Annotated in this window: 29 protein-coding genes; 24 read left to right on the top strand and 5 right to left on the bottom strand. The window is 34.5% G+C overall.

Annotated elements, in window-relative coordinates:
• Positions 1 to 52 precede the first annotated feature (52 nt).
• Genes gcvT through gcvPB form a run of 3 tightly spaced genes read left to right on the top strand, consistent with a single transcriptional unit; the run spans position 53 to position 3,977 of the window.
• Positions 53 to 1,129 (top strand): glycine cleavage system aminomethyltransferase GcvT, encoded by a 1,077-nt coding sequence (gene gcvT, locus HMPREF2767_RS00580; protein WP_068128494.1) that lies wholly within the window; start codon positions 53 to 55, stop codon positions 1,127 to 1,129.
• A gap of 27 nt (positions 1,130 to 1,156) precedes the next feature.
• Positions 1,157 to 2,500: an aminomethyl-transferring glycine dehydrogenase subunit GcvPA gene (gene gcvPA / locus HMPREF2767_RS00575; RefSeq protein WP_068128328.1), complete on the top strand. Its 1,344-nt coding sequence runs from the start codon at positions 1,157 to 1,159 to the stop codon at positions 2,498 to 2,500.
• Positions 2,493 to 3,977, top strand: coding sequence for an aminomethyl-transferring glycine dehydrogenase subunit GcvPB (gene gcvPB / locus HMPREF2767_RS00570; RefSeq protein ID WP_068128329.1), 1,485 nt, complete (start codon positions 2,493 to 2,495; stop codon positions 3,975 to 3,977). Before gcvPA ends, gcvPB begins: the two co-directional genes overlap by 8 nt.
• A gap of 39 nt (positions 3,978 to 4,016) precedes the next feature.
• Here the strand turns inward: gcvPB and HMPREF2767_RS00565 are convergent, their stop codons facing one another.
• Positions 4,017 to 4,400: a rhodanese-like domain-containing protein gene (locus HMPREF2767_RS00565; RefSeq protein WP_068128333.1), complete on the bottom strand. Its 384-nt coding sequence runs from the start codon at positions 4,398 to 4,400 to the stop codon at positions 4,017 to 4,019.
• Between the two features lie 80 nt (positions 4,401 to 4,480).
• On the opposite strand from HMPREF2767_RS00565, the gene HMPREF2767_RS00560 reads away from it, so the two are divergent.
• Positions 4,481 to 5,296, top strand: a complete 816-nt coding sequence (locus HMPREF2767_RS00560; RefSeq protein WP_070622135.1) for a lipoate--protein ligase family protein — start codon at positions 4,481 to 4,483, stop codon at positions 5,294 to 5,296.
• A 20-nt stretch (positions 5,297 to 5,316) separates the two neighbouring features.
• On the opposite strand, the gene HMPREF2767_RS00555 is transcribed toward HMPREF2767_RS00560, so the two are convergent.
• On the bottom strand, positions 5,317 to 5,538 hold the full coding sequence (locus HMPREF2767_RS00555) for an SA1362 family protein (RefSeq protein ID WP_068128337.1): 222 nt from the start codon (positions 5,536 to 5,538) through the stop codon (positions 5,317 to 5,319).
• 12 nt (positions 5,539 to 5,550) lie between these two features.
• Positions 5,551 to 6,111, bottom strand: a complete 561-nt coding sequence (locus HMPREF2767_RS00550) for a coiled-coil domain-containing protein (protein WP_070622134.1) — start codon at positions 6,109 to 6,111, stop codon at positions 5,551 to 5,553.
• Between the two features lie 108 nt (positions 6,112 to 6,219).
• Here HMPREF2767_RS00550 and HMPREF2767_RS00545 point away from each other — a divergent pair, with 108 nt between their 5' ends.
• The 13 genes from HMPREF2767_RS00545 to recN all read left to right on the top strand — a co-directional run bounded on the left by HMPREF2767_RS00545 (position 6,220) and on the right by recN (position 17,895).
• Entirely contained in the window at positions 6,220 to 7,278 is a 1,059-nt protein-coding gene (locus HMPREF2767_RS00545; protein WP_070622133.1) for a M24 family metallopeptidase, read from the top strand.
• 12 nt (positions 7,279 to 7,290) lie between these two features.
• The gene (gene efp / locus HMPREF2767_RS00540; protein ID WP_070622132.1) at positions 7,291 to 7,848 is read left to right on the top strand and encodes an elongation factor P; all 558 of its coding nucleotides are present in this window, start codon (positions 7,291 to 7,293) and stop codon (positions 7,846 to 7,848) included.
• Between the two features lie 103 nt (positions 7,849 to 7,951).
• A complete protein-coding gene (accB, locus tag HMPREF2767_RS00535) occupies positions 7,952 to 8,413 on the top strand; it encodes an acetyl-CoA carboxylase biotin carboxyl carrier protein (protein ID WP_070622131.1) in 462 nt (153 codons plus the stop codon).
• Positions 8,413 to 9,762: an acetyl-CoA carboxylase biotin carboxylase subunit gene (accC, locus tag HMPREF2767_RS00530; RefSeq protein ID WP_068128496.1), complete on the top strand. Its 1,350-nt coding sequence runs from the start codon at positions 8,413 to 8,415 to the stop codon at positions 9,760 to 9,762. Before accB ends, accC begins: the two co-directional genes overlap by 1 nt.
• A 10-nt stretch (positions 9,763 to 9,772) precedes the next feature.
• Positions 9,773 to 10,126, top strand: coding sequence for an Asp23/Gls24 family envelope stress response protein (locus tag HMPREF2767_RS00525; protein ID WP_083302000.1), 354 nt, complete (start codon positions 9,773 to 9,775; stop codon positions 10,124 to 10,126).
• 11 nt (positions 10,127 to 10,137) lie between these two features.
• On the top strand, positions 10,138 to 10,512 hold the full coding sequence (gene nusB / locus HMPREF2767_RS00520; protein ID WP_068128349.1) for a transcription antitermination factor NusB: 375 nt from the start codon (positions 10,138 to 10,140) through the stop codon (positions 10,510 to 10,512).
• A gap of 4 nt (positions 10,513 to 10,516) precedes the next feature.
• Positions 10,517 to 11,857: an exodeoxyribonuclease VII large subunit gene (xseA, locus tag HMPREF2767_RS00515; RefSeq protein WP_070456469.1), complete on the top strand. Its 1,341-nt coding sequence runs from the start codon at positions 10,517 to 10,519 to the stop codon at positions 11,855 to 11,857.
• Positions 11,850 to 12,059 carry an exodeoxyribonuclease VII small subunit gene (gene xseB / locus HMPREF2767_RS00510; RefSeq protein ID WP_068128354.1) on the top strand — a complete coding sequence of 70 codons (210 nt, stop codon included), beginning with the start codon at positions 11,850 to 11,852 and terminating at the stop codon, positions 12,057 to 12,059. The genes xseA and xseB overlap by 8 nt, the downstream gene beginning before the upstream one ends.
• On the top strand, positions 12,052 to 12,927 hold the full coding sequence (locus HMPREF2767_RS00505) for a polyprenyl synthetase family protein (RefSeq protein WP_068128357.1): 876 nt from the start codon (positions 12,052 to 12,054) through the stop codon (positions 12,925 to 12,927). The genes xseB and HMPREF2767_RS00505 overlap by 8 nt, the downstream gene beginning before the upstream one ends.
• Positions 12,928 to 13,007: 80 nt before the next feature.
• A complete protein-coding gene (gene dxs / locus HMPREF2767_RS00500) occupies positions 13,008 to 14,885 on the top strand; it encodes a 1-deoxy-D-xylulose-5-phosphate synthase (RefSeq protein WP_070622129.1) in 1,878 nt (625 codons plus the stop codon).
• Positions 14,878 to 15,657, top strand: a complete 780-nt coding sequence (locus tag HMPREF2767_RS00495; RefSeq protein ID WP_068128361.1) for a TlyA family RNA methyltransferase — start codon at positions 14,878 to 14,880, stop codon at positions 15,655 to 15,657. The genes dxs and HMPREF2767_RS00495 overlap by 8 nt, the downstream gene beginning before the upstream one ends.
• 104 nt (positions 15,658 to 15,761) lie before the next feature.
• Positions 15,762 to 16,214, top strand: coding sequence for a transcriptional regulator AhrC/ArgR (gene ahrC, locus HMPREF2767_RS00490; RefSeq protein ID WP_070622128.1), 453 nt, complete (start codon positions 15,762 to 15,764; stop codon positions 16,212 to 16,214).
• 4 nt (positions 16,215 to 16,218) lie between these two features.
• Positions 16,219 to 17,895: a DNA repair protein RecN gene (recN, locus tag HMPREF2767_RS00485; RefSeq protein WP_371440751.1), complete on the top strand. Its 1,677-nt coding sequence runs from the start codon at positions 16,219 to 16,221 to the stop codon at positions 17,893 to 17,895.
• 5 nt (positions 17,896 to 17,900) lie between these two features.
• Here recN and HMPREF2767_RS00480 read toward each other — a convergent pair whose 3' ends face one another.
• Positions 17,901 to 18,143 (bottom strand): DUF2627 domain-containing protein, encoded by a 243-nt coding sequence (locus HMPREF2767_RS00480; RefSeq protein ID WP_040928330.1) that lies wholly within the window; start codon positions 18,141 to 18,143, stop codon positions 17,901 to 17,903.
• Between the two features lie 184 nt (positions 18,144 to 18,327).
• Here HMPREF2767_RS00480 and lpdA point away from each other — a divergent pair, with 184 nt between their 5' ends.
• The 6 genes from lpdA (at position 18,328) to HMPREF2767_RS00450 (ending at position 24,747) form a co-directional block, all read left to right on the top strand.
• The gene (lpdA, locus tag HMPREF2767_RS00475; protein WP_070622126.1) at positions 18,328 to 19,722 is read left to right on the top strand and encodes a dihydrolipoyl dehydrogenase; all 1,395 of its coding nucleotides are present in this window, start codon (positions 18,328 to 18,330) and stop codon (positions 19,720 to 19,722) included.
• Between the two features lie 12 nt (positions 19,723 to 19,734).
• Positions 19,735 to 20,724: a thiamine pyrophosphate-dependent dehydrogenase E1 component subunit alpha gene (locus tag HMPREF2767_RS00470; RefSeq protein ID WP_070622125.1), complete on the top strand. Its 990-nt coding sequence runs from the start codon at positions 19,735 to 19,737 to the stop codon at positions 20,722 to 20,724.
• The gene (locus HMPREF2767_RS00465) at positions 20,724 to 21,710 is read left to right on the top strand and encodes an alpha-ketoacid dehydrogenase subunit beta (RefSeq protein ID WP_068128373.1); all 987 of its coding nucleotides are present in this window, start codon (positions 20,724 to 20,726) and stop codon (positions 21,708 to 21,710) included. Before HMPREF2767_RS00470 ends, HMPREF2767_RS00465 begins: the two co-directional genes overlap by 1 nt.
• Positions 21,711 to 21,742: 32 nt before the next feature.
• A complete protein-coding gene (locus HMPREF2767_RS00460) occupies positions 21,743 to 22,924 on the top strand; it encodes a dihydrolipoamide acetyltransferase family protein (protein WP_070622176.1) in 1,182 nt (393 codons plus the stop codon).
• Positions 22,925 to 22,984: 60 nt separating this feature from the next.
• Positions 22,985 to 23,422 (top strand): BrxA/BrxB family bacilliredoxin, encoded by a 438-nt coding sequence (locus HMPREF2767_RS00455; RefSeq protein WP_070622124.1) that lies wholly within the window; start codon positions 22,985 to 22,987, stop codon positions 23,420 to 23,422.
• Between the two features lie 209 nt (positions 23,423 to 23,631).
• On the top strand, positions 23,632 to 24,747 hold the full coding sequence (locus HMPREF2767_RS00450) for a M20/M25/M40 family metallo-hydrolase (RefSeq protein ID WP_070622123.1): 1,116 nt from the start codon (positions 23,632 to 23,634) through the stop codon (positions 24,745 to 24,747).
• Positions 24,748 to 24,772: 25 nt separating this feature from the next.
• On the opposite strand, the gene HMPREF2767_RS00445 is transcribed toward HMPREF2767_RS00450, so the two are convergent.
• On the bottom strand, positions 24,773 to 25,618 hold the full coding sequence (locus tag HMPREF2767_RS00445) for a helix-turn-helix transcriptional regulator (RefSeq protein WP_068128376.1): 846 nt from the start codon (positions 25,616 to 25,618) through the stop codon (positions 24,773 to 24,775).
• Positions 25,619 to 25,715: 97 nt separating this feature from the next.
• Here HMPREF2767_RS00445 and rnz point away from each other — a divergent pair, with 97 nt between their 5' ends.
• On the top strand, positions 25,716 to 26,639 hold the full coding sequence (rnz, locus tag HMPREF2767_RS00440) for a ribonuclease Z (protein ID WP_068128378.1): 924 nt from the start codon (positions 25,716 to 25,718) through the stop codon (positions 26,637 to 26,639).
• Positions 26,640 to 26,681 lie beyond the last annotated feature (42 nt).

Genomic DNA, 26,681 nt, shown 5'->3' with positions numbered 1-26,681 from the left:
CAACAGGGCACTTTTTAATTAAAGTGTCCTTTTTTTTATAAAAAAGGGGGATATTATGAGTGAATTAAAGAAAACACCACTTAATGATTATTATCGTGAAGTTGGTGCAAAACTTGTAGATTTTGGCGGCTGGGAAATGCCTGTTCAATTTACGAGTATTATTGATGAACATAACGCTGTACGCGAAGACGTTGGTATTTTTGATGTCTCTCATATGGGAGAATTCAAAGTTACAGGTAGTGAAGCAGTTGACTTTTTAAACTACGCATTAACAAATGACGTATCTAAATTAAAAGTTAATCGTGCGCAGTATACGACAATTTGTAACGAAGACGGTGGAGTAATTGATGATTTATTAATTTATCGTCTAGATGACAATACGTTCTTCTTAGTTCCGAATGCTGGAAACAAAGACACAGATTATGAATGGTTAACTAAGATTGATGGCTATGACGTAGAAATATCAGATGAGTCAGATGATTACGCTGTAATCGCAATTCAAGGGCCAAATTCAAGAGCGATGGTACAAAAACACGTTGACGAAGATCTTTCAGAGATGAAAATGTTCGACGCAAAACAAAATGTATCACTTGCTGGACATGACGTACTATTATCTCAAAGTGGTTATACAGGAGAAGATGGTTTTGAAATTTATATGAAGCCAGATTCATTAGAAGAATTATGGAAACTATTCAAAGATGATGGTGCAACTGAATGTGGTCTTGGTGCGAGAGATACGTTAAGACTTGAAGCTGGTTTACCACTTCACGGTCAAGATTTATCTCCAGAAATTACTCCAATAGAAGCAAGAATCGGATTTGCTGTAAATGCAAACAAAGATAAATTTATTGGTAGTGATATCTTAAAAGATCAAAAAGCAAATGGTGCTCCACGTCGTTTATCCGCATTTGAAATGACTGGTAAAGGTATTCCAAGAACTGACTATGAAGTATTTGATACTGAAGGTAACAAAGTGGGATACGTTACAAGTGGTACAAAATCACCATCCTCTGGTAAAGCAATTGGATTTGCTTTAGTAGACACTGACTTCTATGAAGACGGTAAGGAATTTATCGTTAAAGTTCGTAAACGTGAAATTCCAGCTCAGTTTGTTAAAAATTTTAAATAAAACATTAAACTTTTAAGGAGTGTAAATATGAGTCATCGTTATTTACCAGTAACAGAAAAAGACAAGCAAGAGATGCTAGATGTCATTGGCATTAAAGATGTTAATGAACTATTTTCAGATATCCCTGAAGAAGTAAGATTTAAAGGCGATTTAAATATTGAACCAGCTAAAGATGAACATTCACTAGTGAGAGAAATGACGCAAATTGCTAACAAAAACATTACGTCAGTTACTCACACATCATTTTTAGGTGCAGGTGTATATGATCATTATATTCCTTCGGTTGTAGATTCTATTATCTCTAGATCCGAATTCTATACTGCATACACACCATATCAACCTGAAGTTTCTCAAGGTGAATTACAAGCAATCTTTGAATTCCAAACGATTATATCAGAATTAACAGGCTTACCAATTGCAAACTCATCAATGTATGATGGAGCAACTGCATTTGCTGAAGGTGCAACGATGGCTGCTGGTGCAACGCGAAAGAAAAAAGTTGTTGTATCTGGTGCAGTTCATCCTCAAACGTTAGAAGTCGTCAAGACTTATGCAAACGCTCAAAATGTAGAAGTAGTTGTCGCTGATTTAGACGGAACTAAGACTGACTTAAAACATCTTGAAGAATTAGCAGATGAAGACACAGCAGCAGTAATGGTACAATATCCAAACTTCTTTGGTTCAATTGAAGATTTAGAAGCAATCGAAAAGATTGCACATAAGCATAAAGGGTTATTCATTGTAAACTCTAACCCACTTGCACTTTCATTACTTACACCTCCAGGTGAATTCGGTGCAGATATCGTTACTGGGGACACACAAGTATTCGGTATCCCGTCACAATTCGGTGGACCACACTGTGGATACTTTGCAGCGACTAAAAAATTAATGAGAAGAATGCCAGGACGCCTTGTCGGACAAACTAAAGATGACGAAGGTAACCGTGGTTTCGTATTAACTTTACAAGCACGTGAACAACATATTCGTCGTGAAAAAGCGACTTCAAACATCTGTTCAAACCAAGCGTTAAACGCTCTAGCATCATCAATTGCAATGAGTGCTTTAGGTAAGTATGGTGCGGTAGAGATGGCAGAAAACAACATCCAAAACGCACATTACGCAAAAGAAGCGTTTAAATCTGCTGGATTTGAAGTATTTGGTGATATGAACTTTAACGAGTTTGTCGTTAAGTTAAACAAAGATGTCACTGAAATTAATGATGAGTTATATGAAGACGGATTTATCGGTGGTTATGATTTAGGATTAGACTTTGAAGCGTTCAAAAATCATATGCTAATCGCTGTTACAGAACTACGTACAAAAGATGAAATTGACGCGTTTGTTGAAAGGTTAGGTGCTTATAATGGCTAAAAAAGGTTCAAGCCCATTAATTTTTGAAAGAAGTATTGAAGATCGTTATGCATATTCGTTACCTAAACTTGAAATCGAGAAAAAAGAACTTTCTAGTTTATTAGATGATAAATTTATCCGTAAAGAAAAAGCTGAGTTACCAGAAATTAGTGAACTTGATTTAATTCGTCACTACACTGAACTCTCAAACAAAAACTGGGGAATCGACTCAGGATTCTATCCATTAGGATCTTGTACGATGAAATACAACCCTAAAATTAACGAACAAGTTGCTCGTCTTGCTGGATTTGCTTATTCACATCCATTACAAAACGAAAAAGCAATCCAAGGATCATTAGAAGTAACTTATCGTTTACAAGAATCATTAAAAGAAATTACTGGGATGGATGAAATCTCATTACAATCAGCAGCAGGAGCTCAAGGTGAGTGGACAGCTTTAATTATGATTAAAGCATTCCACGAAGCAAACGGCGACTTCCAAAGAACAGAAGTAATTGTTCCAGACTCAGCACACGGAACAAACCCAGCTTCAGCAACAGTTGCTGGATTCGATTCAGTTACAGTTAAATCAAACGAAGACGGAACTGTAGATATCGAAGACTTAAAACGTGTTGTAAGTGATAAAACTGCAGCAATCATGTTAACTAACCCGAATACTCTTGGTCTATTCGAAAAAGATATTTTAGAAATTAGAGATATCGTACACGGTGCGGGTGGTAAGTTATACTATGACGGCGCGAACTTAAACGCGATTATGGCTAAAGTTCGTCCTGGAGACATGGGCTTTGACGCAGTACACTTAAACTTACACAAAACATTCACCGGTCCACACGGTGGTGGTGGTCCTGGTTCAGGTCCTATCGGAGTTAAAGCGGACTTAGCGAAATTCTTACCAAAACCTCACGTTAAAAAAGAGGGAGATACGTATAAACTCGATAACGATATTCCACAAAGTGTTGGACGCGTAAAACCTTACTTTGGTAACTTTGCGATTTACTTACGTGCATACACGTACATCAGAACGATGGGGCCAGAGGGGCTTAAAAAGGTTTCTGAAGATGCAGTGTTAAATGCGAACTACATGATGAGACGTCTTGAAGGTACTTATCATTTACCATACACACAACACTGTAAACACGAATTTGTTTTAAGCGGTGTGAATCAGAAGAAAGAAGGAGCACGTACTCTAGATATAGCAAAACGTTTATTAGATTACGGTTATCACCCACCAACAATCTACTTCCCACTTAACGTTGAAGAAGGTTTAATGATCGAGCCTACTGAAACAGAATCGAAAGAAACGTTAGATGGATTTATCGATGCATTACTAAATATCGATAAAGAAATCAAAGAAGATTTAGACTTAGTATTAGAGGCTCCACATACAACAGTAATCGGAAGACTTGATGAAACACTTGCAGCACGTCATCCAGTATTACGTTATGAAAAAGAAGATATTATCGAAGATAAAAAATAATTGAAAAAAGCGATTCGAATTTTTCGAATCGCTTTTTCTTTATTTAGAATTAATTTTACCAGTCCATTTAGCGATACCACTTTTTAATACGTAAATATCTTTATGACCCTGTTTCTTTAAAATTCTTGCAGCTCTTAGCGCTGTACGACCATTTTGGTCGTATAAGTGTACAGGTTGGTCTGTACGTAGTGATTTCGCTCTCGTATTAAATGTGCTTAGAGGGATGTTACGCGCACCTAATATATGTCCGTGCTTATAAGAATCTTTTTCTCGTAAGTCGACGAGTTGCACTTTACGTAAGTTTTGACTAAATTCTTCTTCACCTACAATATTAACTCCTCTAACACTTAATACAGCATTAATTATAAATAAAACTATTAAAATAGCTAAAACAATTAATAAAATTATTGTCGTAGTACTCACACAATCGCTCCTTTTTAGATACAATATATATTATAGTGTGTTTGTCACAATTTTAAAAGTGTAATCTGGGGGAGAGAAATTTGACAGCAAAATGGAGTTATATTAAAAGTGGTAAACAAGATGCGTTTTATAACATGGCGCTAGACGAATTACTCATGAAGAAAGTTGAGAAGGGTGAGATTAATCCAGTATTACGTTTGTATGAGTGGGAAATCCCAACTCTGTCAATCGGTTATTTTCAAAAGATACATAGAGAAATCGATGTTGAAAAAGTAAAAGAGTATGGCTACCAGCTCGTAAGGCGTAAAACGGGTGGTCGCGGTGTATTACACGATAAAGAACTAACGTACAGTCTCGTGTTACCTGAAAATTACGAAGGAATGCCACATACTGTAACAGAAAGTTATAAAGTATTATCGATGGGATTACTAGAAGGGTTTAAAAATTTAGGTTTAGACGCTTATTTTAGTATTCCGGAAAAAACTAAAACAGAAATACGTTCGAGCGTATGTTTTGATACACCGAGCTGGTATGAACTTGTCGTTGAAGGAAGAAAAATCGCAGGAAGTGCACAGACAAGAAATGATGGTGTTATTATGCAACACGGTTCAATACTTCTAGATGTTGATATTGATCATCTATTTGATATGTTTAAATTTACAAATGAACGTTTTAAACAAAAAATGAAAAGTGATTTTAAATCAAAGGCTGTTCCGATTAATGATCTAACAGACAAAAATATAACAGTCGATGAATTATACATAGCATTTAAAGACGGATTTGAAAAAGGATTATCAATGACAACGACGGAATATACGTTAACAGAAGACGATTTAAACCAACTTGACGTCTTAATCGAGAAATACAAATCTGAAGAATGGAATTATAAACGATAATAAAAAACGTAAGTTTAGAATTAATCTCTAAACTTACGTTTTCTTTTCGTTTTACGGACCGCACGTCTATATTTTCTTTCGTCTTCAGATAAAATGAAGAAGTAATATATACCATAAAAAATTAAACCAATAATGACTAAAGAAACAGCCATATTAAATATTAAATTAAAAACAGTATCTAAATTAGTGAGAAGACCAATAATTGCTATGATAATTACGATATAAAATAATATTTTTTTCAATTGAATCAACCTTTATAAATATTTATTGAGATCTTTGATTTTATTCAGCTGTTTTTCGATATTCTTTTTATCATCTTTACCAATCGCTTCGTTTAAAGTGTTAATCTCTTTAAGTAAGTTACTATTAAACACTTCTATTTTATTATGTTGCCGATTTAACATATCTTGAAGTTTTAATTCATCTACGTCGCTGTTATATGTGTTTATAATCTCTTTTAAATTAGATTCGATATTAGAAACGGTACGTCCGTCAATATCCTCTTCTTCCTTAAAGTTTTCCGCTTCTATTGAAAGAACATCTAACTCTTTTTTAACACCATTTGCATATACACGGACGACATTTTGATATTTAGAGATGTTAGTATCTTTCTTATCACGACTAATACGTGAAATTTCTTCTTCTATATTTTTAAAATCATCTTTCAGTTTTTGATTTTCAACTTCAACAGAGTGTAGCTCCTTTTCAAGCTGTTTAACTCTATTAGATTTTTCTTCATATTTTTCATTTAAATTTTCTGGTGAGCAAGCTACTAAGCAAAGTGAGATTGCTCCAATATATAATGATTTTTTCATTAGAATCCCTCTCAATACTTTATTATTCTACCATTTCTTTAAAATTATTAAAAAGAAAATGAAAAGTCTTTTAAAATACGGTAAACTACGGTTAAGGAGTGATTATGAATGAGCATTATCGAAAAAACAAAAGAGTTACTAAAGAAATATGACATAGATGCGCTAATCGTATCTAGTACTTACAACAGAAGATACGTCTCAGGGTTCACAGGATCAAGTGGCGTAGTAATAGTAACTGATGAAGGACAGTACTTAGTATCTGATTTTAGATATAATGTACAAGGACGTGAAGAAGCACCTGATTTTGAATTCGTGTTACAAAAGGGAAGTTTAACGTCGTTTGTCATCGAATTTTTAAAAGAAAAAGGCGTTAAAAAACTCGCGTTTGAAGCAGCCTATACGAATTATAATGAGTACAATACATTAAATGAGCATTTTGAACTCGTACCGATTAACAACGAGTTTGAAACTTTCCGTATGGTTAAATCAAATGAAGAAATTGAAAAAATTAAAGTCGCTTGTAAAATCGTCGACGAAGCATATGAACGTATTTTAAAATTTGTAAAAGTCGGTATGACAGAGTTAGAAGTTAAAGCTGAGCTAGAATATATTATGGCGCAACTCGGTTCAGAAGGTCCGAGCTTCGATACGATAGTAGCGAGTGGTCATAGAGGGGCATTACCTCACGCAACACCTTCAGAAAAAGTTATTGAAGATGGAGATCTTGTGACGTTAGACTTCGGTGCAACTTATAAAGGGTATGTTTCAGATATTACACGTACGTTTGGTGTCGGTAATGTTTCAGACGAACTCAAAAAAGTGTATAATATTGTATTAGAAAGTCAGTTAAAATCTTTAGAAACAATTAAAGCTGGATTTACTGGTAGCGAGGCAGATAAGGTAGCTAGAGATATTATTGATCAAAATGGATATGGTGAAAACTTTGGTCACTCACTCGGTCACGGAATTGGTCTAGAAGTACATGAAGGTCCAGGACTCGCAAAAACTGTCGATACAGTGTTAGAAGAAAATATGATTATTACTATCGAGCCAGGTATTTATGTTGAAGGACTTGGTGGCGTTAGAATTGAAGATGACGCGCTCGTAACTAAAGATGGACTTCAAAAACTGACACATAGTAGTAAAGAGTTATTCATAATCAAGTAGGAGGATAATTTAATGATTTCAGTAAACGATTTTAAAACAGGACTTACAATTGAATTTGATAACGGTATTTGGAGAGTTATTGATTTCCAACACGTTAAGCCAGGAAAAGGTGCGGCGTTTGTACGTTCTAAATTAAGAAACTTACGTACAGGTGCAATTCAAGAAAAGACGTTTAGAGCAGGTGAAAAAGTCGGGACAGCACATATCGATAACAATAAGATGCAATTCTTATATAACGATGGTGACGGATATGTGTTCATGGACAATAACACGTTTGAACAAGTAACGATTCCAAAAGAACAGTTAGAACATGAAATTAATTTCTTAAAAGAAAATATGAACGTGTCTATTATGACGTATGAAGGTGAAACTTTAGGTGTTGAACTACCAAAAACTGTAGAGCTTGAAGTAGTAGAAACAGAACCAAGCATTAAAGGGGATACTGTTTCTGGTGCGACAAAAGAAGCGAAACTCGAAACAGGTTTATCTATTCAAGTACCACTATTTGTCAATAATGGTGACATACTTGTAGTAAATACTGAAGAAAGTTCATACGTTTCAAGAGCATAATCTTTTTAAAAGCAGATATTTTATCTGCTTTTTTTAATTACCATTTGAATTGGTCATACCACTAAAGTAAAATACTATTATAAACAGTTTAGGAGATTTGATTATGAAATTAGAATATATAGACCAACTCATTGAAAAAATGGAAACAGCTAATTTAGTTGAACTCACATATAAAGACAAAGAAGTGGATATTAAACTTAAGCGTGAATCAAAAGTGCCACAATATCAAGCGCAACCTGTACAACCAGTACAGTCTGTCGAAGCACCTGCTCCACCAGCGCCAGTAGCAAGTGTTCCAGAAACTAGCGCTCCTGCTGCTGATACTTCAAACATTCATACGATTAAAGCGCCGATGGTTGGAACATTTTATAAGAGTCCATCACCTGAAGCAGATCCTTATGTTCAAGTCGGCGATAAGATTGAAAACGATACGATCGTATGTATTTTAGAAGCGATGAAACTATTCAACGAAATTGAAGCAGAAGTTTCCGGTGAAATTGTAGAGATTTTAGTTGAAGATGGAGAAATGGTTGAATATAACCAACCATTATTCAAAGTTAAATGATAAAAAAAGTATTAATCGCAAACCGAGGAGAAATTGCAGTACGTATTATTCGTGCGTGTCATGAACTCGGTATTGAAACAGTGAGCGTATACTCAGAAGCGGATAAAGATAGCTTACACCGGAAACTCGCAACTGAGTCGTATTGTATCGGCCCTAAATTATCTAAAGACAGTTACTTAGATATGATTAGTATCATAACAATCGCTCAAAATACAAACTGTGATGCAATCCATCCAGGGTATGGATTTTTAGCTGAAAACGTCGATTTCGCAGAGATGTGTGATGCGAGTAATTTAATCTTTATCGGTCCACATTATAAAACAATCGCTTTAATGGGTGTTAAGGACGTTGCAAAGGATACGATGCAAAAAGCAAATGTCCCGACAGTTCCGGGATCTGATGGTGTTGTAAAATCACTAGACGATGCAAAGAAAATTTCAGAAGAAATCGGATATCCTGTCATTATTAAAGCAAGCTACGGTGGTGGCGGTAAAGGTATTCGAGTTGCACGTAACGAGAAAGAGTTAATTCAAAACTACAAGTTAACTGAACAAGAAGCCGAAAGTGCGTTTGGGAACAAAGATTTATATATCGAAAAATATATTAGCAATTTTAGACATATTGAAATCCAAGTACTTGGTGATTATCACGGAAATGTCGTTCATCTTGGAGAAAGAGATTGTACTGTTCAACGCCGTATGCAAAAGTTAGTTGAAGAAGCTAAAAGTCCAATTATTTCTGAAGAAGTTCGAGAAGAAATGGGGCAAGCAGCAGTTCGTGCAGCGAAATTTATCGACTATGTCAACGCAGGGACGATTGAATTTATATATGATCTCGATGAAGAAACGTATTACTTTATGGAAATGAATACGAGAATTCAAGTCGAACATCCTGTTACAGAAATGATTACAGGGATCGATTTAGTTAAAATGCAAATAAAAATTGCAATGAGAGAAGAAATACCATTTACTCAAGAAGACATTGAGTTTAATGGACATGCGTTTGAATTCAGAATTAACGCAGAAAATCCTTATAAGAACTTTATGCCTTCTGCTGGTAAAATTACGAAGTTTAAAGAACCAGGTGGATTCGGTGTACGTTTAGAAACAGCTTGTTATCAAGGATATACAATTCCACCATATTACGATTCGATGATTGCAAAACTTATCGTATATGGAAAAGACAGAGACGACGCATTACAGATTGCACGTCGCGCGTTAGATGAATTCATCGTTGAAGGTATTAATACGACGATACCATTCCATCAAAAAATTATTAATAATGAAGCGTTTATTAATAACGATTATAATACGAATATGCTAGAAAACCATGATATAATGAGTGAATGAGGTGATTATAGTGGAAGTATTAGGACACGATGAATCCATTGGTAAAATTAAGATTTCAACAGAAGTACTTGAAGTTATTTCAAGTATCGCTGTTTTAGAAACAAAGGGTGTTTCATCTTTACAAAATAACTTAGCGAGTGGAACAATTGAAAAAATTGGTAAGAAATATCGCGGCAAAGGTATCCGTGTAGATGAGTCAAACGGATATTTAAAAATTTCTGCGTACGTCAATCTATCTGACGGTAAAAATGTGCATAAGATTGCAGAAAATATCCAAGAGAATATTAAACAATCTATCTCAACGATGCTCGATATTAATGTAATTGATGAAATTAATGTTCACATCGTAAATATTGCGAAGTAATAGGTGTTTTTATGAATAGACATGAACAAAGAATTAAAGCATTTCAAATACTGTTTCAAATCGATAATGACGCAGTGTCATTAAAAGATGTGAAATTTAAAGAAATGTATAGTAAATATGATTATATTAAGCAATTAGTCGACTATTATATTGAACATCAAAATGATATTGATGATAAAATTGGTAGTTTACTAAAAAACTATACGTTAGATCGTATTAGTAAAGTCGACAGAAATGTCTTACGTGTATCTGTAACAGAGATTATTTCTACAGATATACCGAAAAAAGTGATTATTAACGAAGCTGTAAAAATCACAAAAGTCTATAGTGACGTAAACAGTTTTAAATTCGTAAACGGTGTGTTAAAAAACTTTAAAAACGAGTGATATTATGACGAACGAGCAAGTGCTAACTGTGAGTGCTTTATCATCATATATTGAAGAAAAATTTGTTAGAGACCCGTACTTAGAACGGGTCTTTATTAAAGGTGAGATATCTAATAGTAAATTACATAGTTCAGGTATTTTATATTTCACTTTGAAAGATGAATCGACAACACTACGCGGTATTATGTTTAGTAATAGTGTGAAGCGACTAAAAAAAGTTCCGAGTGATGGGGACGGAGTTATCGTAGAAGGTAGGATATCTGTCTACAAACCCGGAGGATATTATCAAGTTATCGCAAACGATATTGTACTCGATGGTCAAGGACAGTTATATGAAAAGTTAGAACAAAATAAAAAGATGCTTCAAGCGCAGGGGTATTTTGATCCAGCACATAAAAAACAACTTCCTTATTTTCCAAAAACAATTATTTTAGTCACAAGTGCGACAAGTGCTGCATATGAAGACATGATACATGCTGCTGAAAAGCGTTTCCCACTTACAAAAATAAAAGTCATTAATACGTTAATGCAAGGTGAAAAGAGTATCGATTCTGTCATTAACAACTTAGATTATGTAGATCAGTTACATGCTGATGTTGTTATTTTAGCGCGTGGTGGTGGTTCAATTGAAGACTTATGGACATTTAATGAGTTAGAAGTTGCCAAAAAAGTATTTAATATGAAAACACCAATTATCACTGCAATTGGACACGAAACAGATACGACACTCGTGGACTTTGTATCTGATAAAAGAGCGACAACACCAACGCAAGCAATGGAGCATGCTTTGCCTGATCAACGATATTTAAAAGAGAGAGTTATCGAATCACAATTAGTATTGAAAAAGAAAATACAAGATACACTTCTCAACAAACAATCAAAACTTGAAAGCCATAAAAGCTATTATAAATTTAGAATGCCAACACGGTTGTATGACCAACATTTACAACAACTCGTCTATAAAAAAGATCAATTAGAGTCGTTGTATAATAAAAAGTATAATGAAAGACACCATCAATTTAGTCATTTGAATTATAAAATCAATACGCTCAGTCCACGACATATTATTGAAAACGGACAAACACAAAATAAGCAATATCGACAGTCATTAACTAAATTAATGCAATATAAGATAGAACATTCTAAATTGCAAGTAAAAAACAAACTTGAAATTTTAGATAGTTTAAATCCACTAGAAATTCTAAAACGTGGATACTCATTTGTTAGTTTAGATGGACACGTCTTAAAGAGTACAAATGATGTGGATGTCGGAGATGTAATCCAAGTGAAATTAAGTGATGGTCGCTTAGAAACAAAAATTACTGAGGTGTATAAAGATGAGTGAATCAGTAAAGGAAACACAAAGCTTTGAAGAAAAAATGAAAACACTAGAGTCAATCATTGAACAATTAGATCGTGAAGATGTTCAATTAGAAGAGTCTTTAGATTTATATAAAAAAGGTATCGAACTTTCTAAACAGTGTGATGAGATATTAAAAAATGCGCAACTTGAAGTCGAAGCTTTAGAAGGTAATACAGATGATTAATAGCTATCAAAAATATTTAGACGATGTCGATAAACATATTAAACATCATTTAAGTTTAAATGATGTGTCTGATCGTATTAAAGAATCTTCGTTATATTCAATTTCCGCAGGTGGTAAAAAAATACGTCCACTCCTTCTCTTTAAAACGTTGAGAGCACTTAATCACGAATTAAGTAACGGGGTACCTATGGCTGCTGCTATAGAAATGGTCCATACGTATTCATTAATACATGATGATTTACCTGCGATGGATAATGATGATTATAGACGTGGAAAACTGACAAACCACAAAGTGTATGGTGAAGCAACTGCAATTCTAGCTGGTGATAACTTATTAACAGAAAGTATTCATCTATTAACTCTCGCGGATTATAGTAACGATGTTAAAGTTAAACTTATTGAAACTCTTACTTCTGCAGCAGGTCAAAATGGAATGATCAGTGGCCAGATGAACGATATTTTAAGCACAAATGCATCGATTGATTATGAAACGTTAGAACAAATTCATCGTCATAAAACTGGAAAACTAATGGTTGCACCAGTAATATCAGCAGCAATTATTGCAAACCAAAATGAAGATGTTATTGCGACATTACAGCGATTTGCGGAAGAGTTAGGATTATTATTCCAAATTAAAGACGATCTTTTAGATGTACAAGGTACTAAAGAAGAAATCGGTAAAGAAGTCGGCACAGACGAAAAAAACAATACGACGACATATGTCTCTTTATTCGGTATTGAAGGTGCGACAGATCTTCTAAAGAAAAAAGAGAAAGAGACGACTGAATTATTATATCGATTAAAAGATGAAATTGATATTATTCATTTAGAAGATATCATTACCATTGTTGTAAATCGTACGAAATGATATTCATACATATGGATATCATTTCTATTTTTATAATCTTTTTTAAATGATATAATTAGAAAAAGATAGGTGGGTGCTATATGAAACTTGAAGAAATAGAAAATCCATCATTTTTAAAAGATAAAAGTGATGAAGAGCTTGAACAATTAGCACAACAAATTCGAGACTTTTTAATAGAATCATGTGCAGTAACAGGTGGGCATATCGGTGCTAACTTAGGTGTCGTCGAGCTCACTTTATCATTACATCGTTTTTATAATTCACCAGAAGACAAACTTTTATTTGACGTTGGTCATCAAGCGTATATCCATAAAATATTAACTGGAAGAACGACAGATTTTAAAACGCTACGTCAATATAAAGGTCTGTCCGGATTTCCTAAAATGTCGGAATCAGAGCATGATGTATGGGAAGCAGGCCATTCATCTACTTCGCTTTCAGCTGCATTAGGTATGGCGAAAGCACGAGATATCAGAAATGAGAAATATGATGTCGTTCCGATTATCGGTGACGGTGCATTAACAGGTGGAATGGCCCTAGAGGCGTTAAACCATATCGGATCTGAAAAAACGAAAATGACGATTATTTTAAATGATAATGAAATGAGTATCGCACCAAACGTCGGTGCAATACACAATATGTTTGGACGTATTCGAACGAATTCAAGCTATAACAAATTTAAATATGATGCTGAAGAATTACTCGAAAGAATTCCGTCATTTGGACCGTCTTTAAGAGATTTAGCTGATAAAGTTAAAGACAGTTTAAAATATTTAGTCGTAGACGGTGTATTTTTCGAAGAACTCGGTATTAAATATATCGGTCCAGTAGATGGACACAATTTTAAAGACATTACTAAAGCTTTAGAATCAACAAAAAATTATGACGGACCAGCAATTATTCATGTCATCACAAAAAAAGGTAAAGGGTATTACCACGCTGAAAATGATGAGGTAGGTACTTGGCATGGACTCGGACCTTATAAAATTGAAACTGGTGAAACAATTGGTGGCAGTGGTACACAGTCGTGGAGTGAATTCGTATCGAATTCAGTTTTTGACCATGCATTAGAAGATGAACGTATCGTCGCGTTAACACCAGCAATGCCGGTAGGTTCGAAATTAACTAAGTTCCAAAACGAGCTACCAGAAAGATTTTTTGATGTTGGAATCGCGGAACAACATGCCGTCACGATGTCTGCTGGACTCGCAGCTTCAGGTATGAAACCATATCTTGCTATTTATTCGACATTTTTACAACGTGGATATGACCAAGTGTTACATGACGTAGATCGTCCAAACTTAAATGTATTTTTTGGAATTGATCGTAGTGGATTAGTCGGTGCTGATGGTGAAACACATCACGGTATTTTTGATGTGAGTTTCTTACTACCACTTCCTAACATGACGATTATGATGCCTCGAGACGAAGTTGAAGCGAAGTTAATGATTGACTACGCTGTCGAATACGATGGTCCAATTGCATTACGTTATCCTAGAGGAAATGTTAAAGGTATTGAAGTCACTGAACGTCAGCCAATTGAAAAAGGCAAATGGGAAGTCGTCCATAAAGAAGATAAGAAGGACGTTGTAATCATCAGTTACGGTCCAACGTTAGATATTGCTGAAGAGGCAAAAGACATGCTATCTGAAACGAATATTAATGTTGAAATCGTCAATGCGCGATTTATAAAGCCGGTAGATGAAGAAATGTTACATGAATATGGTAAAGAGAATGTACCGATGTTAATTGTCGAAGAAGTCATTGAAGCAGGTGGTCTTGGCCAATTTATTCAAGGGTTTATGTCGCAACATGACTTTACAAATGATGTTAAAACAATCGCTATTCCTGATGTATATATTGAACAAGGTGACGTTGAACAGTTACTTATAGAAGCAGGAATTACTTCAGATAATATTGTAAATACAATTCAAAAAATGGTAAAACATAATGGCTAAGATCCGTGCAGATCAATATATATTTGAACATTTTAGTCTTGGCACAATAGAAGACGTCAGACGTCTAATTATGGCAGGAAAAGTGTTAAATAATAATGAACCAGTGTATAAACCATCTGATATTATTGATACGAAGAAGGTTGATATTCGCTTTAAAAAAGTGAAAACTTACGTTTCAAGAGGCGGTATCAAATTAAAAGCTGCGATTAATGAATTTAATTTAAACTTAGAAAATTGTATCGTTCTTGATATTGGAAGTTCAACAGGTGGTTTCACAGATTGTAGTTTACAGCATGGTGCAGAGTCTGTTTACGCAGTTGATGTCGGTACAAACCAACTCGACTATAAACTTAGAACAGATTCACGTGTCACAGTGATGGAGCAAACGAATTTTAAGCATACGGCAATTGATGATTTTAAAAATTTACCAAACGTCATGACGATTGATGTGAGTTTTACTTCTATCGTCCCGATTATTAGACACATCACTGAACTTTTCAATCACGAATACACAGTCATTGCATTAATTAAACCACAATTTGAAAGCTATTTAGAAGAAAAAGAGGATACACTGATTATTCAAAGCGACGTGACGAAGAGAAACGTAATAGAGCGCGTTGTTGAAGTATGTACTTCTCTTGGATTATCAACGTATGATATTATTCGTTCACCAATTACTGGTACAAAAGGTAACGAAGAATTTTTACTTCACATAAAAAATGATGGGGAAAATTCAGTGATCGAACAACAAAAAATCGACCAATTATTTTAAACTATCCGTTTTCGGATAGTTTTTCTTTTCTTTTAGTTTGTTATACTACACGAAAACATGATATTATTGAATAAATATTAATGATATACATTGAGGTGACTATTATGTCTAGTAAGGTTGTAAGGCAAATTAAAATTAGAGAAATTATTACGAGTAACGACATTGAAACACAAGAAGAACTTGTCCAAAAATTACGCGAAAATAATTTCGATGTAACTCAAGCAACGGTGTCACGTGATATTAAAGAATTACAATTATTTAAAGTTCCAAAAGCGGATGGTACGTATATTTACAGCATGCCTGAAGATAGACGTTATCATACTCTTGAAAAACTCGGCCGCTATTTAATGGATAGCTTTGTAAAGCTAGATTATCAAGACAGTTTAATAGTATTAAAAACGTTACCTGGTAACGCACAGTCAATCGGAGCGATTATTGATCAACTCGAATGGGAAGAAGTTATCGGTACTATATGTGGAGATGATACGTGTCTCATAATCTGTAGAGGGGAAGAAGCAAGAGATAGTGTTAAAGAGAAAATTTTTAATCTGATTTAAGGAGCTGAGCATTATTTTACTCCGTCTAAATATTAATAACTTTGCTGTACTAGAAAATGTAGAGCTTGATTTTTACAACCATTTAACGATTATTTCTGGTGAATCCGGAGCTGGTAAGTCGATGTTAATTGATGCGTTGTCATACTTAGCGGGTAAGCGTGCTTCAATGGATGATATTCGTTATGATACGAGTGGGCTCGTATTAGAAGGGGTGTTTGATTTTCCAAATACCGCTACACTAAACGCTTTACTTGAACAATATAACATCCCAGTTGATGAAGTTTTTATCGTTAAAAGAGAGATAATGCACAACAAAAAAAGTATCGTCAAAATCAATAACCAAATGATTACTCTTGGCCAACTTCAAAAAATTATGCAAGAAGTATTTACTATTCATACGCAACACAAAAACGATGAATTATTAGAAACAAGCCGTCAAATCGATTATCTCGATCGATATATTGAACTCTATGATGAAGAAGATTTTAAACAGTATCAGCAGTTATTTTATCAATATGACTCTATACAAAAACGTATCGCAGAACTCGAATATAAAGATCGCAATCGATTAGAACAACTAGAACTATTAGAACACCAATATAATGAACTTCAATTAATGAATTTCACGACAGAAACTGAAGAAGATGATTTAGAAAAAGAACTCGAATACTTAATGAATTTTGAAAACGTCAATGAGAAGTTCGAACAAATTAAATCGATTTTAGACGGTGAAATTAGTGTTCAGTCTCTTTTATATGACGTCGTGCATCAACTTGAGGGGATTACACCATTTGATGAAAAGTATTCTATATATACTGAAAAACTCGAAGAGAGTTATCATTTATTAACTGAGCTAAATAGTCAAGTTACGAATGATTTGAGTACGCTTGAATACGATGAAGCGCGTTTAAACGAAATCCAAGACCGTTTAAATAGTATTAATCAGTTAAAACGTAAATTTAATGAGACATTTGAAGGTTTATTACGTTTAGAGCGTAAACTAGAGACGGATATTAATGATTTAAAAAACTTTAGTCAATCATATGAAGAATTAATCAATGAAAAAGAAAAAGTGTTTAAACAATTAAATGTATATGCTAAAAAGCTACATGACATTCGTCTTGACCGTAAAGACTTTTTAGAATCTGCGATTGTGAAAGAACTAGAAGACCTCGATATGAAAGATGTTCAGTTTAAAATCGATGTAAAGGAAACTCAATTTAACACACTCGGATTTTCTAACGTTGAATTTTTTATTACGACAAATAAAGGTGAACCGTTGAAACCATTAAACAAAGTGGCTTCAGGGGGAGAAGTTTCACGTATTAATTTAGGGCTCAGATCGATCTTTTCAATGTTTGAAAATCAAGCCCTCGTAATTTTAGATGAAATCGATTCAGGAGTCAGTGGTAAAGTAGCGACTAAAATGGCAGAAAAAATGAAACTACTCGCAAAGACGAGACAAGTATTTGCGATATCTCATTTACCTCAAGCAGCAGCGGTGGCAGACCATCATTTACACGTGTATAAAACAGTTGTTAATGATCGTACTGTTTCGAAAGCTGAATATTTAGATGAAAATGAACATATTGAAGAGATTGCACGTATGTTAAGTGGGTCTACGATTAATGATGCAGCAATTAAAAACGCGAAAGAATTAATAAAGACGAGTAAACAGTAATTTGTTTACTCGTCTTTTGCTTTAAATCGCTCTTGAACTCGTTTATTTTTTCGCTCTCTATGAAGGACGTATCCTGCAACGAACCAAACTCCGAACACTAAGAGTACTAACCCTACAATAAATTGAAGGACAAGAGAACTAAATGGATCAATTGTGATACCGAATATACTGTCGCGAATTAATTTTACGCCATATCCTGCAATAAAGACAGGAATCACTAATATTAATAGTGCAATTATTTTTTTCATGTAATCAAACACCTTACTCAACATAATTATATAGTCTGTTAATGAAATCATCGTTTGTTAATGTATAATAGGAGATAATACATTTGTTTCATCGTATTTATTCTAGTCTATATAGAAAATGCGAGCAAGTAGTATATTTTTTTACAACTTTCACTGGTCTGACCAGTAACTTATGGAGGGTTTTATGGAAAAGTCATATGACATCGCGATAATCGGTGGAGGTACAGGCGGCTATGTAGCTGCGATACGTGCAAGACAACTCGGCTTTACTGTCGCACTCATTGAAAAAGATAAACTCGGTGGCACGTGCTTACATAACGGTTGTATACCAACGAAAAGTTTGCTGAACACTTCAAATTTAATAAAAACTGCCAATCAGTTATCTGAATTCGGAATTTCTGAAGTATTGAATTTTAATTATGAAAAAATAATTGATAAAAAAAATAAAACTGTAGACACGTTATATAACGGTGTGTCATCACTCATGAAAAAACATCAAATTGACGTTTACTATGGTCATGGGAGGATATTAGGGCCGTCAATTTTCTCACCGATGGCAGGCACAATCGCTGTAGAAACTGAAAACGATTCTATTATTATTAAAAATGATTATGTCATTATAGCGACTGGGTCTAAACCGATCGAACTTGACTTTTTACCATTTGATGGGGAATTTGTATTGTCGAGTAAAGAATTTTTATCTCAAAAAAAATTACCTAAATCTGTAGGTATTATCGGCGGTGGAGTCATTGGATTAGAACTTGCATCTATATTATCTAATTTAAATGTCGACGTGACGATAATTGAAGGTAGTCAAAATATAATTCCTAATGAAGATAAAGACGTTATTCGTACGCTTAAAAAGCATTTAGAACAGAGTAATGTAAAAATTACAACTGATCTTAAAATTAGTAATCAGACCGTTACAGTTGATAACGGTGTTTCTATAAAGTATAACGACGAAACATTGAATTTCGAGCAAGTAATTGTTGCGATTGGGCGTAAAGCCAATATCGATGATATTGGCTTAAACAACACGAAAGCAAAATTCACTACTTATATTGAAACGAATGAATTTTACCAAACAGCAGACAGCCATATATATGCGATTGGAGATGTATTAAATACATATCAACTCGCACATGTTGCTTCAAAAGAAGGCATAATAGCGGTTGAGCATATTAAAGGTTTAAATCCAATCACACTAAATTATGACACTGTACCGAGATGTATATATACGAATTTAGAAGTTGGGGTAGTCGGTCCTACAGAAGAACAGTTAAAACAAAAAGGGATCGAATATAATGTGAGCGTATTACCACTTCAAGCAGTTGGTAAGGCGATTATTGAAAATGGCGGAGAAGGTTTTGTTAAGTTAATTACTGATAAAGATAATATGTTATTAGGCGCATCGATTGTTGGACCAAATGCGACTGAAATTATTAACGAATTATCGCTTGCATCGTTTTTAAATAGTTCGGTAGAAGAACTATATAATTCAGTACATGCGCATCCGTCAATAAGTGAAGGAATTATGGAATCTGCATTACTTATTGACGAAAGAGGGATTCATTTTTAAGGAGAGATTCGAATGATAGATTATAAAACATTAGATTTAACAGAAGACGACTTAAAAGAAATGTATCGTTTAATGTTAACGACACGAAAAATTGATGAACGTATGATGTTATTAAACCGTGCGGGAAAAATTCCATTTGTCGTATCGTGTCAAGGTAAAGAAGCGGCACAAGTCGGTGCAGCTTATGCTTTAAAGAAAAAAGTTGACTATTTAAACCCATATTATAGAGATTTAGGAATGGTAACAACACTTGGTACAACACCCTTAGAAAGTATGCTTGCAGCATTTGCGAAGCGAGATGATACGTCAAGTGGAGGTAGACAAATGCCCGGTCACTTTAGCGATTACGAGTTAAATATTGTGACTCAAGGATCAACTGTAACAACTCAAGTACTTCACGCAGCAGGTATTGCGTATGCATTAAAAATGGATGGTAAAGAAGCTGTATCATTTACTTCACTCGGTGAAGGTTCTACGTCTCAAGGCGATTTTCATGAAGCGCTAAACTTTGCGAGTGTTCATCAATTACCGTATATATGCTTTATTGAAAATAATGGTTACGCGATTAGTGTCCCAAAATCACTTCAATACAATATTGATGACTTATCAGAGCGAAAACATGCATATGGAATACACGGAGAACAAATTAACGGCAATGATCCACTTGAAGTATTTCAATCTGTAAAAGCTGCTCGAACACGTGCTATCAACGGGGAAGGTCCTACGATAATCGATGCGCTAGTTTCGAGAATTGGGGCACACTCTTCAGATGACGATGATTCTTATAGAGATAAAGCACATGTACAAACATTAAAAGACACGGACTGCTTAATCACGTTTAAAGATTATATATTAAAAAATACAACGATAGAAGAAGAGTGGTTCGAAGCAATCGATGAAGAAGTTAAAAATATTATTAACGACGCGACAAAAGAAGCAGAACATGCACCATATGCAGAACCTTCTTATGCGTTAAAACACGTGTATGAGGAGGAATTATAATGACAAAAACGATGACATTGTTAGAAGCAATCCATGACGGATTAGACTATGAGATGGGAAAAGATGAGAATGTATTCGTTCTAGGAGAAGATGTCGGTCAAAAAGGTGGCGTGTTTAAAGTAACGGCTGGACTCCAAGAGAAGTACGGAAAAATGCGAGTGCTCGACACGCCACTCGCAGAATCATTAATTGTCGGTACAGCAATTGGCGCGTCACTCGCTGGTAAAAGACCAGTTGCTGAAATACAGTTTGCAGAGTATATATTACCTGCGACAAACCAGATTATGAGTGAAGCAGCTAAAATTAGATATCGCTCTAATAATGGATGGCATTGTCCAATTGTAATTCGTGCACCATTTGGTGGAGGGATACACGGGGCACTTTATCATTCACAATCGATTGAAAGTGTATTTAGTTCAACACCTGGTTTAAAAGTTGTTATACCTTCTACACCAAGTGATGCAAAAGGATTACTTATTTCCGCAATACGCGATAACGATCCTGTTTTATTTTTCGAGCATAAAAAAGCATATCGTTTACTTAAAGAAGACGTACCGACAGGTGAACATGTTGTACCTATTGGTAAGGCAGATATTAAACGTGAAGGTAAAGATATCACGGTAATAACTTACGGGTTATGTGTTCATATGGCCATTGAAGCGGCTGAACGATTAGAGAATGATGGATACAGTGCTAAAGTTGTTGATTTAAGAACAATTTACCCGCTCGATCAAGAGACGATTATAGAATCTGTTAAAGACACAAGTAAAGTATTACTCGTCACTGAAGATAATTTAGAAGGTAGTGTAATGAGTGAGGTATCTGCGATTATATCTGAACATGCATTTTACGATTTAGACGCACCAGTTATGAGGCTTGCCGCACCTAACGTACCAGCGATGCCATATGCACCACCAATGGAAGACTATTTTATGGTGAATCCAGATAAAATCTATGAAAAGATGAAAGAACTTGCAGAACATTAAAAGAGGTGAAACGATTGATAGAAGTCATTAAAATGCCAAAACTCGGAGAAAGTGTGCATGAAGGAACAGTAGAAGCGTGGCTTGTTGAGCCTGGTAGTAAAGTAAATGAATATGATCCGTTATGTGAAATTTTAACCGATAAAGTAACAGCTGAAGTCCCTTCTAGTTTTGAAGGAGTGATAGAAAAAATACTCGTAGATGTTGGTGAAACAATAGAAGTCGGAACACCAATTTGTGAAATTAAGGTATCTAACAAAGTTCATGAAAAAGAACCAGAACAAAAATCTCAACCACAAACTAATAAAAAAGATAATAATAGTACAGACACACAAAAAGAGATTAAAAGAATATCACCTGTCGTGATGAGATTAGCATCAGAACATAACGTTAATCTAGATGATGTTGAAGGTACAGGACAATTTGGACGTGTTACAAAAAAGGATATTTTATCGTATATCGATAATCCTGTGAAAAATGAAGCACCAAAAACAGATAAATCATCGATCGGTATTAAAACTACTAGTGACACTTCTAGACTAGAATTAACCGGTGTTAAAAAAGCAATCGCAAATAATATGGTGAAATCTAAAACTGAAATTCCACATGCTTGGATGATGATAGAAGTAGATGCAACAGAGCTCGTTCATTTAAGAAATAAATATAAAAATGCATTTAAATCTGAAGGTATTAAATTAACTTATTTTGCATTCTTTATAGAAGCAGTAGCAAAAGCCCTAAATACAAATAAAATACTCAATAGCAGTTGGCAAGGGGATTCTATTCAAATCCACGATTCAATCAATTTAAATATCGCAGTATCCGCTGATGACGACTTATACGTTCCGGTCATTCATAATGCAGATATGTTGTCGATTCGAGGAATCGCAAAAAAACTTGCACAACTTGCTGAAAAAGGTAGAACACATGCGCTAACTTCGGAAGATATGCACGGTGGGACATTTACAATTAATAACACAGGCGCATTTGGTTCTATTCAGTCACAAGGCGTCATTAACCACCCACAAGCTGCTATATTACAAGTTGAATCTATCGTTAAAAAACCTGTTTTTATCGATGAAATGCTCGCAGCAAGATATATGGTAAACCTTTGTTTATCTATCGATCATAGAGTACTGAACGGTGTAGATGCAGGTAAATTTTTACAAGATGTTAAGAAAAATATTGAGTCTATTGATAGTGAAACAACGCTTTAATCTTTACAAATAAAATATTTAACATTACACTTTAATTATTACAGTAAAGAGGTGCTATCTATGGATTTAGATTTTAAAATATATATGGAAGATTTAGTGGAAAATGCGAGAAAAGAACTCACAGATGTTGGGTACGAACAACTTTTAACGCCAAAAGAAGTTAATGAAGCGTTAGACAAAGAAGGTACTGCACTTGTGATGATTAACTCAGTATGTGGATGTGCAGGTGGTATCGCACGTCCAGCAGCGATTCACTCACTAAACTTCGACAAAAAACCAACACATTTATATACAGTTTTTGCCGGACAAGAAAAAGATGCAACTGAAGCAGTTCGTGAACGTACACCAGACTTTTTACCGTCATCTCCAAGTTTTGCGTTTTTCAAAGACGGAAAAGTGGTAGATATGATAGAGAGACATGAAATTGAAGGTCACGATGTCATGAGTGTCATTACAGATCTGCAAGCATGGTTTATGGAACACGGCGATGACATTTAAAAAAGTGGTCCATTGATGGACCACTTTTTCTTATAGTGCTGTGAGATAGCTTAATCCCATTAATAAACCTGAAACAACGATTAAGATAATCATTGCCCAAATGATAATGTTTTGTGCTTTTTTCGGCATATTGTGAACCCTCATTTTCTCAAATTATATAATTTTATATTACTTGTTCAAGTAATAATTTTCAACTAGGAGTGTAATTAATGAACAAAGAAAGAGTAGTAGAACTATTAAAAGAACTCGTAATGATCGATTCAGAATCTGGTGATGAAAGAGAGATAGCTAATCGTTTATTTAAAGAGTTCGATCAACTTGAATTAAAAGGTTTTGAAGATGATACACAATCTGAAACAGGTTACGGTGCAGGGAACTTATTCTTTACACTAGAAGGAAATAAAGAAATAGAGCCGATTTGTTTTATGGTTCATATGGACACTGTTAAGCCAGGTAACGGAGTTAAACCCGAAGTTCGCGATGGATATATGTATTCTGATGGAACGACAATTCTCGGTTCGGATGATAAAGCAGGGATCGCTGCAGTAATTGAAGCAATTCGATCAATTAAAGAAAATAATATCCCACATGGTGATATTGAAGTTATCGTAACAGTTGGTGAAGAAACAGGTCTTGTCGGTGCAAAAGCTTTTGACACTTCAGTTGTTAAAAGTAAAATAGGATACGCAGTAGACGGTACAGGTCAAGTGGGTACAATTGTAAACCGTGCACCTGCACAAAATAAAATTGAAGCACACATTCATGGTAAAAAAGCTCACGCGGGAATCGAACCAGAAGTCGGTGTATCTGCAATTAATATCGCAGCGCTAGCGATAAGTAATATGACACTTGGTCGCGTCGATGAAATGACGACATCAAACGTTGGTATTATTAAAGGTGGGGAAGCGACGAACATCGTATCAGACTATGCATATGTGTTACTTGAAGCAAGAAGTTTAGAAGAGGATCGTCTTGCAAAACAAACAGCACATATTGAATCTGAATTTAAAAAAGCAGCGCATAAACTCGGTGGAGAAGTCGATGTTGACATTGACTTAATGTATCCAGCACTGCATTCAGAGGAAGAATCAGAAGCTGTAAAACTCGCAAGCGATGCTTCCGTAAAAATTGGTCGTGAACCCAATATTATTTCTTTAGGTGGAGGCAGTGACGGTAACATCTTTGCAGGCCAAGGAATCGACACAGTCATTTTAGGCTTAGGATATGAAGAGATTCATACGACATCAGAAAGAATGCCACTCGAAGAATTATATAAAATCACAGAACTTATTATTAAAATGGTTGAGTTACAAGCAACTAAATAATAAAAGGCGACATATGTCGCCTTTTTTAATCAATTATGGACTGCCATACTTGTACAATGACTGAATCGTCAATCGAGTGTGTAAGTCCTTTTATTAATTCTATTGAAAATGTTAAGTCTAGCTCAACGTGCTCTTTTACGAGCCATCTTCTAAATATATACTCGTAAAGTTTTTTTGTTTCGACGTCTAATTGACCGTCCGACTCAAAAATTTGATATAAACCACTAGGTGTATACGTCGTTGTAAAAGGTGTATTCATATCTGATGCTGTGCCGACGAATACTTGAATTTCTCCGTAACTATATCGTTCCATTACGAATAACCCTTTAATTGGTCCGTTATTATGCTTTAATATTTCGCTAATAATACCGCTATTTAGTAAGTAGTTTAAGTATCGAGTTTTCTTTTTCTCATTATAACTATTCATATTGAAAAATTCTTCGACACCAATTAATCGATACCCATCAAGTGAACGTGTTTCAGAAAAAGGTTCACGTTTTGTCGTAGGGTTTATTTCAAATGAAATACGGTATTGTAGAGGCATTTCTTCGATAAATTTATCAGTATCATACACGCTTATACCAAAGAATTTTTGATAATCATCTTTAAACTGCGCTAAATCTTTATGGTTATAGTATTTTATAATATCTGTTAAACGTCGATGACCATCATAAACTTCTAAAGCAATTTCAGTTAATTGACGGCGTTTTTGATAGTCTGCTGGAGACATCCCAACGAGAGCAGTAAATAGCGTTAAAAAACTTTTCGATTCAACATCCATTTCCATTAACACTTCATCGAAATCTATGTCTTCACGTAAATGATCTTCTATGAATACAATAAACTGTTCTATAAATTGAATAGAGTCCATAATGTCACCTTACTTTCCTTTATATATTATTCCATGAAGGGGTCTAAAAGACAAGATGACTATGATATAATTAGATTACTTTTATATGGAGGTTACTATGTATATTAATATATTAGGTTCTGCGGCAGGCTTACCTTCAAAAAAACGACATACTCAAGCGATAATTTTAGATATGGTTGATGAGCTCAACGAATATTTTTTAATTGATGTTGGAGAAGCATTTCAACATCGTTTACTAAATACGTCTATTAAACCATCTAAAATTAACCATATATTTATTACGCATTTACATGGTGACCACATTTACGGTTTACCAGGTTTTTTATCGAGCCGTGCGCATCAAGGTGGAGAAGGTAAACCACTAAAAATTTACGGACCAAAAGGACTTTCTGAATGGTTAACAACGACGTTTCAAGTAAGTGAGACAATATTGAATTATCCAGTTGAAATAGTGGAAATTGAAGATGGATCTTTTATCTCGATTAAAGATGTTACTATAGAGGTAAAAACACTTGATCATAATATAGAAAGTTTTTTATATGTATTTAAAGAAAATGATCAAAAAGGTGCGTTAAACGTTCTAAAGTTAAAAGAAATTGGTATACGTCCTGGCCCAATTTATAGTGAAATAAAAGATAGTGATACGTTTGTACATGATGGTGTTATTTATGATACGAACGACTTTTTAGGGCCTGTAATAAAAGGGAGAAAAGTATGTATTCATGGAGATACACGACCGCTTCAAAGTGAAGTATATTTCGATTTACTAAAAGACGCGGACTGCGTTGTTCATGAAGCGACATTTTTAGATCATGAATACGAAAAGGCGTATAGTTACTATCATTCTGAAATACATGACGTGTTAAGTATTCAAAAAGATTTACGTGTGAAACACTATATATTCACACATATTAGTAATCGATATGAGGAGGAATTTATTTCGAACTTTATTAAAACGTTACCTTCAAATGTGTCGATTGCACACGATTATTTTAAATATGAAATTGCTAGAAAAAAATAAGTCAGCCATTTTTGAGGTGCACCCCTAAAGTTGGACACTAAA

Origin of the sequence: Nosocomiicoccus sp. HMSC067E10 (assembly GCF_001810835.1) — a bacterium.
GTDB classification, from domain to species: Bacteria; Bacillota; Bacilli; order Staphylococcales; family Salinicoccaceae; genus Nosocomiicoccus; species Nosocomiicoccus ampullae_A.
Note: the sequence above shows the minus strand (reverse complement) of the source record. Positions and strands in the feature narration are given on the sequence as shown.

Coding starts and splice junctions, on each gene's coding strand:
- HMPREF2767_RS00480 (WP_040928330.1), bottom strand. CDS start 18,143: ATGAAAAAAATAATTGCACTATTAATATTAGTGATTCCTGTCTTTATT.
- HMPREF2767_RS00470 (WP_070622125.1), top strand. CDS start 19,735: ATGATAGATTATAAAACATTAGATTTAACAGAAGACGACTTAAAAGAA.
- HMPREF2767_RS00450 (WP_070622123.1), top strand. CDS start 23,632: ATGAACAAAGAAAGAGTAGTAGAACTATTAAAAGAACTCGTAATGATC.
- HMPREF2767_RS00460 (WP_070622176.1), top strand. CDS start 21,743: ATGCCAAAACTCGGAGAAAGTGTGCATGAAGGAACAGTAGAAGCGTGG.
- xseA (WP_070456469.1), top strand. CDS start 10,517: ATGACGAACGAGCAAGTGCTAACTGTGAGTGCTTTATCATCATATATT.
- HMPREF2767_RS00465 (WP_068128373.1), top strand. CDS start 20,724: ATGACAAAAACGATGACATTGTTAGAAGCAATCCATGACGGATTAGAC.
- lpdA (WP_070622126.1), top strand. CDS start 18,328: ATGGAAAAGTCATATGACATCGCGATAATCGGTGGAGGTACAGGCGGC.
- accB (WP_070622131.1), top strand. CDS start 7,952: ATGAAATTAGAATATATAGACCAACTCATTGAAAAAATGGAAACAGCT.
- dxs (WP_070622129.1), top strand. CDS start 13,008: ATGAAACTTGAAGAAATAGAAAATCCATCATTTTTAAAAGATAAAAGT.
- nusB (WP_068128349.1), top strand. CDS start 10,138: ATGAATAGACATGAACAAAGAATTAAAGCATTTCAAATACTGTTTCAA.
- rnz (WP_068128378.1), top strand. CDS start 25,716: ATGTATATTAATATATTAGGTTCTGCGGCAGGCTTACCTTCAAAAAAA.
- xseB (WP_068128354.1), top strand. CDS start 11,850: ATGAGTGAATCAGTAAAGGAAACACAAAGCTTTGAAGAAAAAATGAAA.
- HMPREF2767_RS00545 (WP_070622133.1), top strand. CDS start 6,220: ATGAGCATTATCGAAAAAACAAAAGAGTTACTAAAGAAATATGACATA.
- HMPREF2767_RS00455 (WP_070622124.1), top strand. CDS start 22,985: ATGGATTTAGATTTTAAAATATATATGGAAGATTTAGTGGAAAATGCG.
- ahrC (WP_070622128.1), top strand. CDS start 15,762: ATGTCTAGTAAGGTTGTAAGGCAAATTAAAATTAGAGAAATTATTACG.
- HMPREF2767_RS00445 (WP_068128376.1), bottom strand. CDS start 25,618: ATGGACTCTATTCAATTTATAGAACAGTTTATTGTATTCATAGAAGAT.
- gcvPA (WP_068128328.1), top strand. CDS start 1,157: ATGAGTCATCGTTATTTACCAGTAACAGAAAAAGACAAGCAAGAGATG.
- efp (WP_070622132.1), top strand. CDS start 7,291: ATGATTTCAGTAAACGATTTTAAAACAGGACTTACAATTGAATTTGAT.
- HMPREF2767_RS00505 (WP_068128357.1), top strand. CDS start 12,052: ATGATTAATAGCTATCAAAAATATTTAGACGATGTCGATAAACATATT.
- HMPREF2767_RS00550 (WP_070622134.1), bottom strand. CDS start 6,111: ATGAAAAAATCATTATATATTGGAGCAATCTCACTTTGCTTAGTAGCT.
- gcvPB (WP_068128329.1), top strand. CDS start 2,493: ATGGCTAAAAAAGGTTCAAGCCCATTAATTTTTGAAAGAAGTATTGAA.
- HMPREF2767_RS00495 (WP_068128361.1), top strand. CDS start 14,878: ATGGCTAAGATCCGTGCAGATCAATATATATTTGAACATTTTAGTCTT.